The 14,736-nt window shown below is 37.9% G+C and carries 10 protein-coding genes; 4 read left to right on the top strand and 6 right to left on the bottom strand.

What is annotated here, in order from left to right:
• Window positions 1-323 precede the first annotated feature (323 nt).
• The 4 genes from J1N10_RS17495 (at window position 324) to J1N10_RS17480 (ending at window position 2,981) form a co-directional block, all read left to right on the top strand.
• Entirely contained in the window at window positions 324-626 is a 303-nt protein-coding gene (locus J1N10_RS17495; protein ID WP_262328029.1) for a hypothetical protein, read from the top strand.
• Between the two features lie 128 nt (window positions 627-754).
• Complete coding sequence (locus J1N10_RS17490; protein ID WP_262328028.1) at window positions 755-1,027, top strand: helix-turn-helix domain-containing protein; 273 nt, start codon at window positions 755-757, stop codon at window positions 1,025-1,027.
• Between the two features lie 456 nt (window positions 1,028-1,483).
• The gene (locus J1N10_RS17485) at window positions 1,484-2,158 is read left to right on the top strand and encodes a hypothetical protein (protein WP_262328027.1); all 675 of its coding nucleotides are present in this window, start codon (window positions 1,484-1,486) and stop codon (window positions 2,156-2,158) included.
• Window positions 2,159-2,330: 172 nt separating this feature from the next.
• Window positions 2,331-2,981, top strand: coding sequence for a P-loop NTPase family protein (locus tag J1N10_RS17480; RefSeq protein ID WP_262328026.1), 651 nt, complete (start codon window positions 2,331-2,333; stop codon window positions 2,979-2,981).
• Between the two features lie 117 nt (window positions 2,982-3,098).
• On the opposite strand, the gene J1N10_RS17475 is transcribed toward J1N10_RS17480, so the two are convergent.
• The 6 genes from J1N10_RS17475 to J1N10_RS17450 form a co-directional block, all read right to left on the bottom strand.
• Window positions 3,099-4,907, bottom strand: coding sequence for a methyl-accepting chemotaxis protein (locus J1N10_RS17475; protein WP_262328025.1), 1,809 nt, complete (start codon window positions 4,905-4,907; stop codon window positions 3,099-3,101).
• A gap of 64 nt (window positions 4,908-4,971) precedes the next feature.
• Window positions 4,972-5,187 (bottom strand): hypothetical protein, encoded by a 216-nt coding sequence (locus tag J1N10_RS17470; RefSeq protein WP_262328024.1) that lies wholly within the window; start codon window positions 5,185-5,187, stop codon window positions 4,972-4,974.
• A gap of 731 nt (window positions 5,188-5,918) precedes the next feature.
• A complete protein-coding gene (locus tag J1N10_RS17465; RefSeq protein WP_262328023.1) occupies window positions 5,919-6,365 on the bottom strand; it encodes a hypothetical protein in 447 nt (148 codons plus the stop codon).
• 81 nt (window positions 6,366-6,446) lie between these two features.
• Entirely contained in the window at window positions 6,447-9,770 is a 3,324-nt protein-coding gene (locus J1N10_RS17460; RefSeq protein WP_262328022.1) for a DUF5107 domain-containing protein, read from the bottom strand.
• 80 nt (window positions 9,771-9,850) lie between these two features.
• A complete protein-coding gene (locus J1N10_RS17455) occupies window positions 9,851-11,242 on the bottom strand; it encodes a sugar porter family MFS transporter (protein WP_262328021.1) in 1,392 nt (463 codons plus the stop codon).
• A gap of 259 nt (window positions 11,243-11,501) precedes the next feature.
• Window positions 11,502-14,639, bottom strand: a complete 3,138-nt coding sequence (locus J1N10_RS17450; RefSeq protein ID WP_262328020.1) for a discoidin domain-containing protein — start codon at window positions 14,637-14,639, stop codon at window positions 11,502-11,504.
• Between the last annotated feature and the right edge of the window lie 97 nt (window positions 14,640-14,736).

The raw sequence follows: 14,736 nt of genomic DNA, 5'->3' as shown, positions 1-14,736 counted from the left end.
TTTTGTAAGATACTGAATATCAAGGTTTTAAGCAAGCAATTTAACTACTTAATTAATTGATTTTCAATTAATTATACTTTTGTCATGTACTGAACCTTAACTCAGAAGAGACCATCCTGTTTATCACCAGCCACATCACAGAAACCTACAGACACGAAGAAAACCAAGCTGACCAGCTCTACACGCTCAAACACTTTCGTAAATGCATCAAGCAAACCAGAACAATCAATAAAGCAGGCTACTGCCCTGACAAACCATCTATAAAAAAGACTCTATTAGGATGGCTCGAAACTGAGATAAACTTTCTGGAGCCCCAAAAACCTTTGGAAGATACACCCCAAAGCCTTCTGACCGCTACAAATAAAAAGAACAAACACAACCTCAATACATCAGTTGCCAATCTGGGCTGTTTCCTCAGAGTACTTGTCGATACCTCCTATATCGAACCAACTAGCAAACAAGCCTTGTTTCGCTTAGTTCATGAGAACTTCAAGTCCAAAGAAAGTGATGAAGTGTCTATTCAAAACATTAGCAATAACTACTATTCTCCGCTCCCTACTACTTGGGAAGCTGTGAAAGATGACGTTCTGAACATCCTCAATTACATTCAGAAAAATAAAAATTAAACCAATTTTATCGATTTAAATAACTGATAATCAGACACCCTTACAGGTGGCTTATATAAGCCCTGTAACTATTTTCATATAAGACGATTGTTTTCCTTTGTTGTCAATCAAAATTAATCATCAGAATCATGTCAATAGAAGTATTAACAACAGAAGACCTTAAAGAATTCAAAACAGAATTACTTTCAGAAATCAAACAACTCATCTTATCACAAGATGTTACCCAAACCAAACAATGGTTAAAAACCAAGGAAGTTCTTAAAATCCTGCGCATATCCCCCAATACCCTCACCAACATGCGCATCAGCGGCGACCTCCCCGCCACCAAAATTGGCGGCATCTATTACTATAGCTATCAGGATATCCAGCAGATGCTCCTCCAAAATAAACAATCATTCTAAGCCACGTCTTCAACCGACCTCAGCAACACAGCTGGGGCACCCACTCAATGAAGCAAAGGATAGAAAGATTTGGAGCACAAATTGTTAATCTTTATATCCTTCCCGGAGCAAATTGATAGTGGATCAGCGAGTGCTGCGGTCTTGACTTTCTTTGTTTCGTTTCTTGTGGCAAGACAAGAAATGAAAGACTTGTTCCGTGTCAAAACGGAAGCCTTCGCGGCTTGAGCAAACCCGGAGCTAAAAGTCCCGACTATTCGGAGTAGGACAGCTCAACTGAACAATTAACCGATTCGATAACACACCATGAACTACATCAAGCACCAAACCAATGTTTTCGCCTTGATGGATCAGATACCAAGCCTGAAACCATACCATATATGCCTTTACCTGGTCTTGTTCAGAATGTGGAATACAAACCGATTCAAAAATCCAATTAGTATAACAAGAAAAGAAACCATGAAATTAGCTCGTATAGGCTCTCCTAATACATATGTACAAGCCTTAAAAGACTTACAGCATCATAAATTTATACGCTACGATCCCTCATTTGATCCAAACAAAGGAAGTGAGGTTTACCTGTACACTTTTGATACAGCTACCTGTACACCACCTGTATCAAAAATGATCCCTTCTATAAACTATACAAACAATAAACAAACTAACACACTCTATAAAGAAGAAAATTTTTCAATTTCTAATTCTAAAAAAGAACTTAACATGAAAAGCACATCATCCGTCGAACATCATAAATCGAAATGCTCCCCTGGGGGAGCTGCCCAGCGGGCTGAGGGGGTAATCCCACCTCTCCAACACATCAAAATCTACTTCCACGAAAAAGGCCATCCAGAATCCGAAGCCCAACGCTTTTTCAATTACTACGAATCCAATGGCTGGCTCATCGGCGGCAAAACACCCATGAAAGACTGGAAAGCTGCCGCACGCAACTGGATGCTCAACATCAAGAAGTTCGAGCAAAAAGCAAGCGACACCAGAAAAAAACAGTTCCAGAAATCGGTCATCGAGCAGAGCCGAGATGCAAAATCCAAACATCTCACATCCGAAAATCCTCCATCCGTTCTTCGCCCAACTTCCCCACAACCCTCATCCTCCAACTATGATGAACCACTTTAGCAATTTGTTCTTTCTTGTCTTTTTTAATCAAGCTGCAAATCAATTCTCCCCTTCTGAGGGGAGATGCCGAAGGCAGAGGGGTAAAAGAATTAATAAATTTCTCAATTCACCAGTTTTCAATTCACCAATTATCCAAAGCCGTAAACCACTTCTGTCTAAAAACTTATAAACTATGAATCACTACCAAACCATCAACAACATTATCTACTATGATTTTCAAAAATCACTAGACCTCATCACACGAAAAGGCAAAGCCATCTACGGCCCTCATTTCAAACTCTACAATGAAGACCGCCCCATCATCAATAAACTGTTCGCTTATTTCATTCACGACCCAGAAGAATGCCAACGCCTGGGAATGGATCTACGAAAAGGCATTTTATTGCTTGGCCCTGTCGGTTGCGGTAAAACAGCCCTCCTGAAGCTGATGCCATCTATCTTGCCCAAACACCAACACTTCCCACTCAAAGCCTGCCGAGACATCAGCTTCGAATTTAAAAAAGATGGCTTCGATACCATTCATCGCTACTCAAAACGAAGTTTTACCATCTCACCGGGACAACGCATTCCCAAAACCATCTGCCTCGATGACCTTGGAGCCGAATCCAACATCAAACATTACGGCTCCGAGTGCAATGTACTGGCCGAAGTTCTTCTTAGTCGCTATGATCTATTTATTTCCGACAAATTGATTACCCATGCAACCACTAACCTTAGCGCTCAGGATATTGAAAAGCTCTATGGAAAACGTGTTAGAAGTAGGTTAAGAGAAATGATGAATGTGATAATATTTCCAGAACACAGTCCGGATAAACGGCACTAACCATTAACAAATTCAGCTATAATACTATCTGAAAATAAAATGTAATAGAATTGTTAGATATCAAATTAAAACAATATAATACTTCATTGTAAACTCAAAAAATTAGCACCATATAATTTACATATTAAAAAACAATACCTGCTCTTTAAGTATTTTAGCATGTTCATTCAACTCTTCTGCCTGAGCGGATAGCTCTTCTGCTTGAGATACATTATTTTGAGATGTATTACTCAAGGTAACTAAAGCTTCTTTTATGTATTCTGATTTCTCTCGTTGAGCATTACTGGCATTTGTAATCTCCTGAATCAGATTATTGACATTTTTAATATTTGGAAGAATTGACTCTAACATATCCCCACCTTCATTAGATAACTCAACGCCTCCTTGTGTTAATCCGATAATTTGAACAGCAGATTCTTTACTACTTTCGGCTAAACGCTTCACCTCTCCTGCCACCACTGAGAATCCCCGGCCAACTTCACCGGCTTTTGCTGCTTCAATAGCTGCATTTAATGCTAGTATATTGGTCTGAAGTGCAATATCATTAACCGATTTTGTCTGACTTAAAATCTCTTTTGATTTTGAGATTTGTTCTAAATTCTGCTCACACAAGTTTTCAATAAAGCTAACTGATTCATTTGATAAAACACTCGTTTTTCTAGTACTTTCAGCATTTTTGTCAATATCAAAAGTGATATCCTCAACAGTCGCATTTATTTCTTCAATAGATACTGCTTGCTGATTAGCATCTTTTGAAAGCATTTGTGACCCTCCGGCTAACTCATTGGCTGAACTCTCAAGAGTAACTGCAGTTATTTCTATATTCTTCATAATATCAATCAAGCTTTGAATCATTGCCACAAAAGAAGAAGTGACATCCCCAATCTCATCTTGTCTGATAAGCTGTTTCTTTGAGAACTGAACTGTCAAATCTCCATTTGCTATTCTTTCTGCTGCTTTAACCACTTTTTGCAGTCCGGCAGCTATTGAACGCACAATGGTTAACGCTAAAACAATAATAATTAATAACGCAGCTCCGATAACAGCACCAGTATAGATGATATAGCCGGTTAGTTGATCGTTAAAAATAACTGCAGTACGTCGCGATATTTTCGCCAATTTATTTGTTGAATTATAGGATAACGATTTAATTTTCCAACCTAGCCAACCCGCATCTTTATTCTTCTTTAAAAAGGATTTTATCGTATTGAATAATTGTGTTTGATTTAATAATATTTCTGAAGTAAGAAGTTTTTTATTTGCCAGAAGAACTTTCCTTATTGATTGGATACTTGCCAACGTCTTATCATCTTCTTTCCGCCACCCTATATTTAAACGATGTGCATTAATCTCGACTGCAATTATTTGAATATCTCTATATACCTTCGATTTAATATCGCTTGAAAGCAAATCTTCATCCGCTAAATTTTCGGATAATCGATTGAGTAATTTAAGTTCCAGGTCTAAAACGCTATCACATTCCGCAACAGTTGCAAAGTAACGATTGGCAAGTTTTGGCATTTCAGCGATATATTGACATACTGTGTCAACATCTAATGCCAGGGATCGAGGAATCTGACCTTTAATTTTTTCAAACTCTCTATCGGCGACATGCATTCTATCTTTGATAATATCAGGTCTGTAATCCTTCCTATCATTTTGATAGCCGATCATATGTTGATCGACAATTCGTAAGTTTGAACTTACGGCTTCAATCTTAGCCTGAATAGCCGATAGTTCTTTTGCTTTATTAACAGTTCGTATACTGATAAAACCTATCACAATTAGCAATATCAAAACGATTACATAAGAGCCTATTAACTTTTTGGTGATTTTAATATTATTTGGCGCTAACGCTTTTACTGCAATAGCAAAGCGATTCTTTAAGCTTTTATCGTTAAACTTTCTAATTCCTAAAAATGCCATAACTAAGCTTTAATTTATCTTTACTCCAGATTATTTCGTATTCTATGTTACATTTAGGGCACTATCATAGAGTGCCTAATACAACCAAAAATGCTCGCCCTAATAAGTTAACAAAGGCAAATTGATAAGTCTGATTAATTAAACGATACTTTTCCAGATAACTTAGCCTTTCAAAATCATATGAAACGATTCCTCTTTCTTGGACAAACGATATACACTCAACCTCATCCAAATTAACATTCTCAAAGCTTTCCACTCTTTTGACCGTGCTATTTCCCATGTCCTCGTGTTTTATGCTATGATTAATTACTTTCCTCGTAAACAAACATGACACCTTCCAATGCTGCACTATCTAATAAACTTGGATTTAAAATCTCTGCTGCCAGGTTTTATTCAATATTCCCATGTGAATGTGTGTGTCTAAATAGACATGTTTTTAAACTACTCACCTGGTAATCAAAAATTAAAGTGATATTTTTTAAGCGCATTGAAATAACTATCCTAAAAAAAACTACGCAATACTGTTATCACATTAGGCTAATGGTGCTATTACATGCACATCAGTTAAGACGATTAGCTGCCTCCTTTTTCTATCAATGACCTTGTAACTACTAATTATAGTTTTACAGATAGGACAATATGTTTCTATCAAATAATCTCAGCTTACATTCAAAAAAATCAGAAACAAACAAACAAACAAACAAACAAACAAACAAACATAGGTCTACAACTTTGTGGATACATTATTAATGCATCCATCATTCCATACTACTTTGCTACATGCCGACTATTTTTAGCTATCCTTGCATAGGAGGATTGAGCATTATTGGTTATCAATCAACACTCGCACCTCCAATACTACTTTATTCATTCAGGTGTTTATTCCAATAATTCCATTACATAACTGTTAGGCAAACAGAAATGTATGCTAAGCTTTAACAAGAAAACAGACAACTTACATTAAAGCATTCATCCACTTTAAATCATTCAATTACTGATATTTATATAGTTCTAAAGGATAATAATATCAATCGTATTTGACACCACTTTATCCTTTGCGTCAAATAGCTCAAGAACCAGCTTATAAGTTCCACTCATACAACCTGAAGGAACTGCTTCATTAAATAGTTTATAAGCCTCAATTGTCTGTTTCGTGCCTGTTAAAGAGATTATTTCATCAGACGGCAACCAAGGTTCTTCGATCCCATTAGATGCTTTAATTACTTCAGGAGGCCTTAGGCTAACTTTTAGCTCCTTTAAAGCCATATCATCTTCAAAAACTCCTTCCAGTATTAAATAGGCCCCCTTAGGCATAGTAACTCCATTTGAAGGGCTTGTGATATTCATTGTTGGTGCATATTCATCAATAGGCTGAGGATCTTCACCTTTACTTTTTGAACATGAAATTAACATGAGCAACATCGCCCATACACTAATTATTGAAATAAGTCTTTTCATAACTTCCTTACAGATTAAACAATTATCAATAATCGATTGACAAAGCAGGAGAGCCATCCCCTTGCTTTGCCTAATCAATTATTACACAACTTCCAGCTTTAAATCGGCAGCACCCACATGCATTGAGTTTAAAGCCATTATATCATCAGCAAGCTTATCAGCCTCATCTTCATTCCCTAACCCTTCTTCTGCTAGTGCGATTAGGAACTTGGCTTCAATTGTATTACGCTTTTGAATATCATCTTCAAAAACTAATAACAATGGTAACGATGTTGCGAAATAATCGATTCTTACATGCTCTTTCAATTTAGCTTCAGCAAATTCTTTTATCTTATTCAATAAATCATTTGCCTCTTCTGTTTTACCCAATTCACGTAAAGAAAGTGCCTTGTAGTACGATAATTCAGAGTAAGCGCTTACTGCCATATCAATAAAATCACCTTCTTCGTTGGTACTGGCTTCGAAACGAGCTTTTGCTTCATCTGCTTTACCCATCGCTTTTAAAGCCATTCCTTTCCAATAATTGATATGTGCAACAGCTTGCAATGGATGGTATTTTTCACCTAAATTATCAGGTGTATCCATCGATTTAGTGAAATATGTTAATGCGGTTTCAGCATCACCTTGTTGTAAAGCTACTTGTCCTAACTTAAGACATGCATAGGTATACTGACGCAAAACCTGGCCTTCACCACCCTCCCATGGATGGAAGTTACGATTTACCAATAAGTCTAATGAACTATTATAATCGCCTGTAAAATTATATAAAGCAGCCAGTTCCACTGAAAAATCATCACGTGTTGTGATCTGCTCTTTGATCTCCAACAAACTCTCCAAACGATCTTTAGGATCATCATTCAGCTTTTTACGCAATTGGTCAAACTCATAACGAATACGCATATCGTTTGGTGCCAACTCAATCGCTTTCAAAAAGGCAGTTCTGGCTTTCTCTCCTTCTTCAAATGTATTCCAATAAGCGATACCTAAGTTACGATGCAATGTACCATAAGTACTGTTAGCTTTAGCAGCTGTTTCCCAAGCTGCAATAGCATCCTCGTGGCGTTTAAGGTTGAAATAATAGTTACCCAAGCCATAAGCAGCTAACGCATTTTCTTTATCAGCCTGCAATGACCATTCCAATACAATCTGCTCGTAAGTACGCGATGGGAATGCATAATCGTATGAAGCTGATTTTGTTTTATTCAAAATCTCTGTTGATGCAGCAGTGTCACCTTTTAAAGCATACAACCAAGCCAAAATATATTCAGTCATGATTGATTTAGCCATTGGATTTGGCACTGCACACTCAGGAATTTCGTTTTTATGATGCAATTCAATTACATCAATCGCTTCTTGATAAAATCCTGCTTCAGCATAATCAATCGCGATATCAATAACGGTTTGAGCATCGTTACGAGATGATACAATGAAATCGTCGAAATTTCCCGTTAACGTTGCTAACTCATACTTGGCCCATTGATCCAATGGATCTGTTTTAAACAACTCATCAATTACTTCTTTAGCAACTTCTTTTTTGCCTTGATTTTTAAGAATCGTAGCTTTCAAGATATAAGCTTTATTATTCTGACGATTGGTATTCAACGACGCCTCAATATGCTCTAAAGCTGTTTCATAATCACCTTTTAAACAATCTAAAGTTGCTACCTGATAATAAGCTGAAGCACGCCATTCTGAATTCCATGTTGATTTGTAGAACAATCCATACGCTTCATCTTTTTTACCTTGCAACGAACACGCCAAACCACAGAAATAATGCGCCTCGCCCGAAGCCGGATTTGGATGATAAGTTGTCATGATATCAATAGCAATGCGGAAATTCTTTTCTGCCTCAACGAACTTACCGTTTTTCAATTCAACACGTCCTAAAGCAATATATGATTTGTAGCTTCTCGGATCGCGCTTAATTGCTTCTTCCCAGTAGGGCTCAGGATAACGAGTAGGATGACGATACAATTCAAGGTGCTCACCAATTAATTCCAATTCATTATTACTTTCGACTTCCTCAGGTTGCTTAGGCTCAAATGCCACTTTACGATTGCGTTCCTTGCTCACTTCACGGTGATGGTAAGCAATCAACTCTTTACCTGACTCATCCCAAACAATCAGTGAAACAGCGTTTTCTTGTCCTGCTTCAATCTGAATGCTGTTATCTTTCCAAGGATTATCAGGCGATACGGTTTTATTTTCGAATATCTTCTTATCGTCTCCGATCAACAATACAAACTTCAGATTTTCGAATTTACTGCTCGAAGCCACACCTAAATCCAGTTTGTTTCCTTGTTGAATCTCCAAACGGATAGCCAAATCTTTATTGGCATTTTGTACCGGACCTAAGTTTTTATAACTCCACCAGAATTGCGAGAATGTTTTTGTCTCGTATGGCAATAGGTAAGTAAAATCTGGTTGATTATCAGTATAAACACCTGCCATCAATTCAAAGTATGGTCCGCCTTCGTCGGTTAACTCGCGATCCCATGCACGACCAAAGTCTTCACTACCCCAAGTCCACTGTTTCTTACCTGGCGCAATATGACGGTTAGCCACGTGAATAAAGCCACCTTCGGCTTTAAAATCATATCCTCCAAAGAAATCGTATTTAGTATCACAAACCATGTAACTGGTTGGCACCGGAATATTATTGTAGTTACGTAAATCATTTTTCCCGGATCTTTCATGATATGGGATGCCGTAATAATCGTTTTCAGCATAAGGAAAACTACTCTGTGCACGCACCGCATGATCTGCCACATAATGCACATCAGGTGGAAAAAAGCTTTGGTAATCTTTATGTACCTCAACTGCTACGTTGGCCCACCACAAGAATGTTTGTGTTAACGGCGTACGGTTAAACAAGCGTCCACGCAATTCTATTAATGAGCTGTTTGGGCGAAGTCGGATACCATGCATCCCTTTTAAACGGTACATTGGATCATATTCTGACATCCAGATAGTTCTAGCGCCATCGGCTTCTTCTTCGATGTAAACATCAGTTGGCAAGTAGGTACCCGGGCGGTGGTGTTGAGGCCAGTTAAACTCAACTCCTCCACTAATCCATGGACCCGCTAAACCAACCAAGGCTGGCTTAATTACTTTTTGCTGATAAAAGAAATTATAATCTTTGTTAGTCTTATCCTGAGCTTCAAAGATACGACCACCAATTTCGGGCAGCATCACTAATTTTACAAACTCATTTTCAAGCATTACTCCCTGATAGTTTTTATCCACTTTATGATCATACACCTTGTCGATAAAGGGAACAGGATACACCTTACCTGAAGACCCCTGATAAACTCTTTTTTCAAAGAACACGGGATTAACTTCTGACTTTCCCAATTCGTAAGTAGGGATCGTCAACTTTTCTTGCCACGCTTTAACAGATTCCATTTCTTTACTATTTGATATTTTTCTCCCATGATGCGGTTCTGTGAGAACACATCAAACAGAGAATAAGACTTTTATTTTAACTACTTGATTATTTCTTTTTCAATTTGTTCCAATGACTTCCCTTTGGTTTCAGGCAACTTATTTTTAATGAAGATAAAACCTGCCAAACAAATCAATCCATACAACCAGAAGGTTCCTGCAGCCCCTAAAGCATCATTCAAAAGAGGGAACGTATATGTCAACAGAAAGCTGGCAGTCCACAATGCAATGGTAGAAATTGCCATGGCTGCACCTCTTACTCTATTGGGGAATATCTCAGAAATAACCACCCAAACAATAGGTGCCAAGGACATGGCATACGTTGCAATGGCTACTAATACCATTAGCAATAAAATCCAACCTGAAATATTGAAAAAATATGCTGCTCCTATTAGAATGTACACAAAGCTTAATCCTAATGAACCGACTAACATCAATGTTCTGCGACCTAATTTATCCACCGTAAAAATGGCCACGAATGTAAATACAACATTGATAATACCAGTAATAACAATGTTCATTAAAATATCTGAAACACCGAAACCGGCAGCTTTAAAAACCTCTTCGGCATAATTGAAGATTACATTAATCCCGCACCATTGTTGGAAAACAGCAATAACAACACCAATGATTATAACTTTTCTTAATTCCGGCTTTAATAAACTACGGAAACTAAGCTCTTCTTGTTTACTATTCAGGGTTGCTCTGATATTGATGTACTCCTGGTGTGCATATTCGGCATTACCAATCTTTTTAAGTATAGCTTCTACTTTCGACTCTTTACCCGATTTTGCAAGCCACCTTGGACTTTCAGGTATCAGAAACATCAGAATAAAGAAGAGCCCTGCCGGTAAAGTTTCAGCCCAAAACATCCATCTCCACCCTGTTTGTCCATTCCATGATGCCAGGATATCAGCATTGGTAAAATGTGTTGGAACGGGCTCGGCAATTTGCCAGTTAGCAATCTGAGCAGCCAAAATACCCAATACAATGGTTAGCTGATTTAACGATACAAACTTACCTCGCATCTCAGCAGGTGCTACCTCTGCAATATACATAGGTGATAAAGTAGATGCTAAACCAATACCTACACCCCCAATCAATCGGTAAATGATAAAAATGGTGAAATTATTGGTAGCTCCCGTGCCAATAGCTGATAATGTAAACATGAAAGCGGCAAAAATCAGCAACTTCTTTCGTCCGTATTTATCGCTTAACATACCTGACAATACAGCTCCAATCAAGCAGCCGATCAAAGCACTACTCATTGCCCACCCTTGCATAGCTGGTTGATTAGCAATTTGAAAGAATTGCTCGTAAAAAGGCTTTGCTCCACCAATAACAACCCAATCGTACCCAAAAAGCAAACCTCCTAGTGCGGATACCATTGATATGCCTAACAAATAACCTGTATTATATTTCGTCTTATTCATTTTAAAAAAGGACTTTAATTAACTATTACAAAAAAAGCACTACTTACGTAAAAATAAAATGGATGATTCGGGTTATAACATGGACATTTTTATTACTATAAAAAATATAAATTTCATACAACACCCTAGTGAAAAACTATCCATCACACACATTATCTGGTCTTTATATGCAAATTGTGCATGTTTCAATATCACATACAATATCGAAACATGCACAATGAAATGCTAAACGCCATTTATAAAAAACATCATAAAAGGCTTATTCAATTATTTCAATTTCTCCTATCGCTGTATATGGGTTCCCATTCTCGGATGAAAGAATCTTAAGCTTAATGAACCTGCATTTAAAGCGACTCTCATCCATGTACTTTTGCGAAAACAAAACATCATGATAAGCCTCCCCTTCCTTACACTGACCTGTTATCTGGGGTTGATCAAATTGACCATCCTGGCTAATATACACCTCAAAATCTTTAACACGCCCATTCGCTTTTCCTGTGCCGCGCTGAACAATGCGAATCCCTTTGATGGAAATAAGCTCTGAGGCATCAATTATTATTTCATGGGGCATCTCTCGCTCATTGCCTCCCCATTGAGTATGCCACAAAGTATTCGGATCTCCATCTAGTACCTTATTTGCTTCATACCCTTTTTGTCCAGGTGTACTTTCTAGAACAGTAGAATTCTGCCAAGGATGATGACTCAAAAACAAATCTCTCAAATCTGATTCAGCTATTTCAACAGTTGGATTAAAATCTGTACTTGCTGCATATGCACATAACGACTGTTTTAACTGACGCGCCACAGGTCGCTCTTCCAGTTTATTGGTAATATCAAATGCTGATACTAACAAGGAGCCATTACCAACCTTTACTTCCATAACGCCAGCCAACTTCGCATTACGAGCAAAATTATCAATGACTTGTACAATAGGTGCAATTTTTGAGTCCAATTCTGAAATATCGATGGCCGACATCTCACGCGTTAAATCCCACCATTGCCAGTTGGAATGAAAGTCTGTTGGAAAATCAGCCAACGCTTGATGATCCGGATTACACAGTATTCCCATTGTACCTGCCTGTTTAGGAAAATGAACTGGACTCCAGAATACTGGCACGAATTTACCATTCACTTTTTTCTTAATATTTCGCGACGAAGGAGTATAAACCACTCGTCTTCCATTATTGAGAGCAGCAATGGCTTCATCCAAATCTGCAGTCACCACCACTTTACTGTCTATGACGGTCTTTGTGCTGGTTGGATAAACCCACAAATCCCAACTGTTAACAACATCTGTATTTTTAATCTGAGCTGTCAAAGTAAGGTTTGTAGCTTCTTCAAGTGCAGATAAATCAATATCCAACTCACCAAAAATAAAATATTCACCTTGTTGAACAGTTTTATTACGAATAGCTCCTTCTTTAAATACATTGCCTTGCTGATCTTTAAGCACCCATTCAAGAGTAGCATCGTTTAAGGTGTTGGCTGAATAGTTGGCAAATTCAAGAATACCGTTGAAATGTTCGTCATTTTCGTAAATAAACTGTGCGGTTCTAAGTAAAAGAACCGATTCTGAACAAAATGCTTTAAATGATTCCTGAGTAATGATTCCTTTTGACTCCCAAAATGCATCTAAGAGTCCAACATGAGCTGTACTTTGTCCCGTAAAATCGGTTAATTGTAACAACTGAAAACCGGCTTGATTAGGTGTTCTAAAAGCACGCTCCATCTCCTCCTTATAAAGCAGCTCTGCCAGCTTACCTGACGCCAGAGTAAAGTCAGCAGCCTGGTGCAACAGGCCTTTCGCACGTAAATCTTCGCGAATAGTAACTAACGCATAAGGGTTCAGCACCCCATCGTATTTAACTATCTCCTCCATATTAGGATAAACAGAATACTGACCAATTTCATGCGCAATTAAAGGCACTCCAGCCCCTTCGATAGACGCACGGTAATCATCTTTACTATTAGGGGCAAAATCATTAAAGAAGCCTTGACCTCTCACCCAACCTTTTTTAGTGATTTGGGTAATAAAATACTGATCAGATGGCTCATGCCATTTACCGTGTCCTTTTTGAAAGGTAAAAGCGGTCACTGAATACAAGTGTCGCGCATCTCGCTGGCGCAATCCCATAACCATCTGATTCATATAGTCAAAATCACCTTCCAACTCATTACCAAGAGTAAACAGACAAAGTGAAGGATGATTGCCATACTCTGTAATAATACGTTCTGCTTCGGCGTTAAAAAAATCGTTGTCTAGTGAATCTTTGCCAAAAGCAAAACTCCAGCTAGGCAATTCTACTTGAAGATAAACGCCCAATTGATCAGCAGCATCAAAGGCTGCTTTTGGAGGACACCACGAATGGTAGCGAATATGGTTCATGCCATAATCCTTGGTTGCTTGCATAATTTTTAGCCAATCTTTGAGCTCTGTCGGCGGGTGACCGGTTTTAGGATAGATCGAGCAATCTAGTGTACCTCTTAAAAATATTTTATCCCCGTTTAATCTAAAAAAATGTTTATCAGAGATTATTTCTCTCATCCCAAATGTAGTGGCATATGAGCTCTTAAACTGCTTCTTACCTTTACCTCCGATAATAGAAGCATTAAGTTCATATACATTGGGCGTAAACTCGCTCCAAAGAAACTGTTTTTCTCCTAAGGGATAATTTAATTCAATAGTATCTTTTCCTGCTTTAAAAATTTGCTTGAACACCATCTCTTCAACTACATAATCGCCTACTTTAGCTTTTAGAATACATTCCCCTTTTACAGTCTTTTTTTGACTGTTATTGATAGCAATTAGCAGACGCACCTGGTTCTTCTCCACATCAGGATAAGTGGCAACATGATTAATACTAACTACATCATGTGCTGTTATATCCATATCTCCCAAAATACCATTCCAGATTGTTTGCGTTTCTTCCGTATAGGCATGAGACAGACCAACGTCATACTTTTTCGTATTATCAACTGCAATGGTAATAATATGTTCACCTGGAGTAAGATAATCCGTTAGGTCGTACCTATGAGGTGCAATAAGACTATTTTGCGCATCCACTTTTTGGCCATCAACATACAGTTCTGATGTCCACTTGACCATCTCAAGTTTTAAATCGATGGTTTTATTCTTCCATGCCTTAGGGATATCAACTTTACGTTGATACCACGCTTTACCAACAAACGAAAATTCTCTAAAAAGGTGCTCAAATGGCTTCTGAATTGTATCCGTATTTAAAGCCGTTCCGAGTTTAAAAACATCGGTTGTACCCGGTAAAATAACTTCTGCATCAAAATCCTTAGCGATCTGTTCCGTTTGCTTAACTATATTTTCCGGATCAAGCTTAACTTTCCATTTCCCCTGAAGTGAAATTGTATTCTGAGCATTTACCATACAAAAGCTCATTGACAACAATAAAAAACACCCCAAGCACTTTAACAAAACCGTTTTTCTAATCATAACCTAACTATTTTTTCATCTAGCGGTTAAG

Origin of the sequence: Carboxylicivirga litoralis (assembly GCF_025499605.1) — a bacterium.
Taxonomy (GTDB): Bacteria; Bacteroidota; Bacteroidia; order Bacteroidales; family Marinilabiliaceae; genus Carboxylicivirga; species Carboxylicivirga litoralis.
This window is presented reverse-complemented; position numbering and strand designations above follow the sequence as displayed.

Coding starts and splice junctions, on each gene's coding strand:
- J1N10_RS17460 (WP_262328022.1), bottom strand. CDS start 9,770: ATGGAATCTGTTAAAGCGTGGCAAGAAAAGTTGACGATCCCTACTTAC.
- J1N10_RS17455 (WP_262328021.1), bottom strand. CDS start 11,242: ATGAATAAGACGAAATATAATACAGGTTATTTGTTAGGCATATCAATG.
- J1N10_RS17490 (WP_262328028.1), top strand. CDS start 755: ATGTCAATAGAAGTATTAACAACAGAAGACCTTAAAGAATTCAAAACA.
- J1N10_RS17485 (WP_262328027.1), top strand. CDS start 1,484: ATGAAATTAGCTCGTATAGGCTCTCCTAATACATATGTACAAGCCTTA.
- J1N10_RS17465 (WP_262328023.1), bottom strand. CDS start 6,365: ATGAAAAGACTTATTTCAATAATTAGTGTATGGGCGATGTTGCTCATG.
- J1N10_RS17475 (WP_262328025.1), bottom strand. CDS start 4,907: ATGGCATTTTTAGGAATTAGAAAGTTTAACGATAAAAGCTTAAAGAAT.
- J1N10_RS17470 (WP_262328024.1), bottom strand. CDS start 5,187: ATGGGAAATAGCACGGTCAAAAGAGTGGAAAGCTTTGAGAATGTTAAT.
- J1N10_RS17450 (WP_262328020.1), bottom strand. CDS start 14,639: ATGGTAAATGCTCAGAATACAATTTCACTTCAGGGGAAATGGAAAGTT.
- J1N10_RS17480 (WP_262328026.1), top strand. CDS start 2,331: ATGAATCACTACCAAACCATCAACAACATTATCTACTATGATTTTCAA.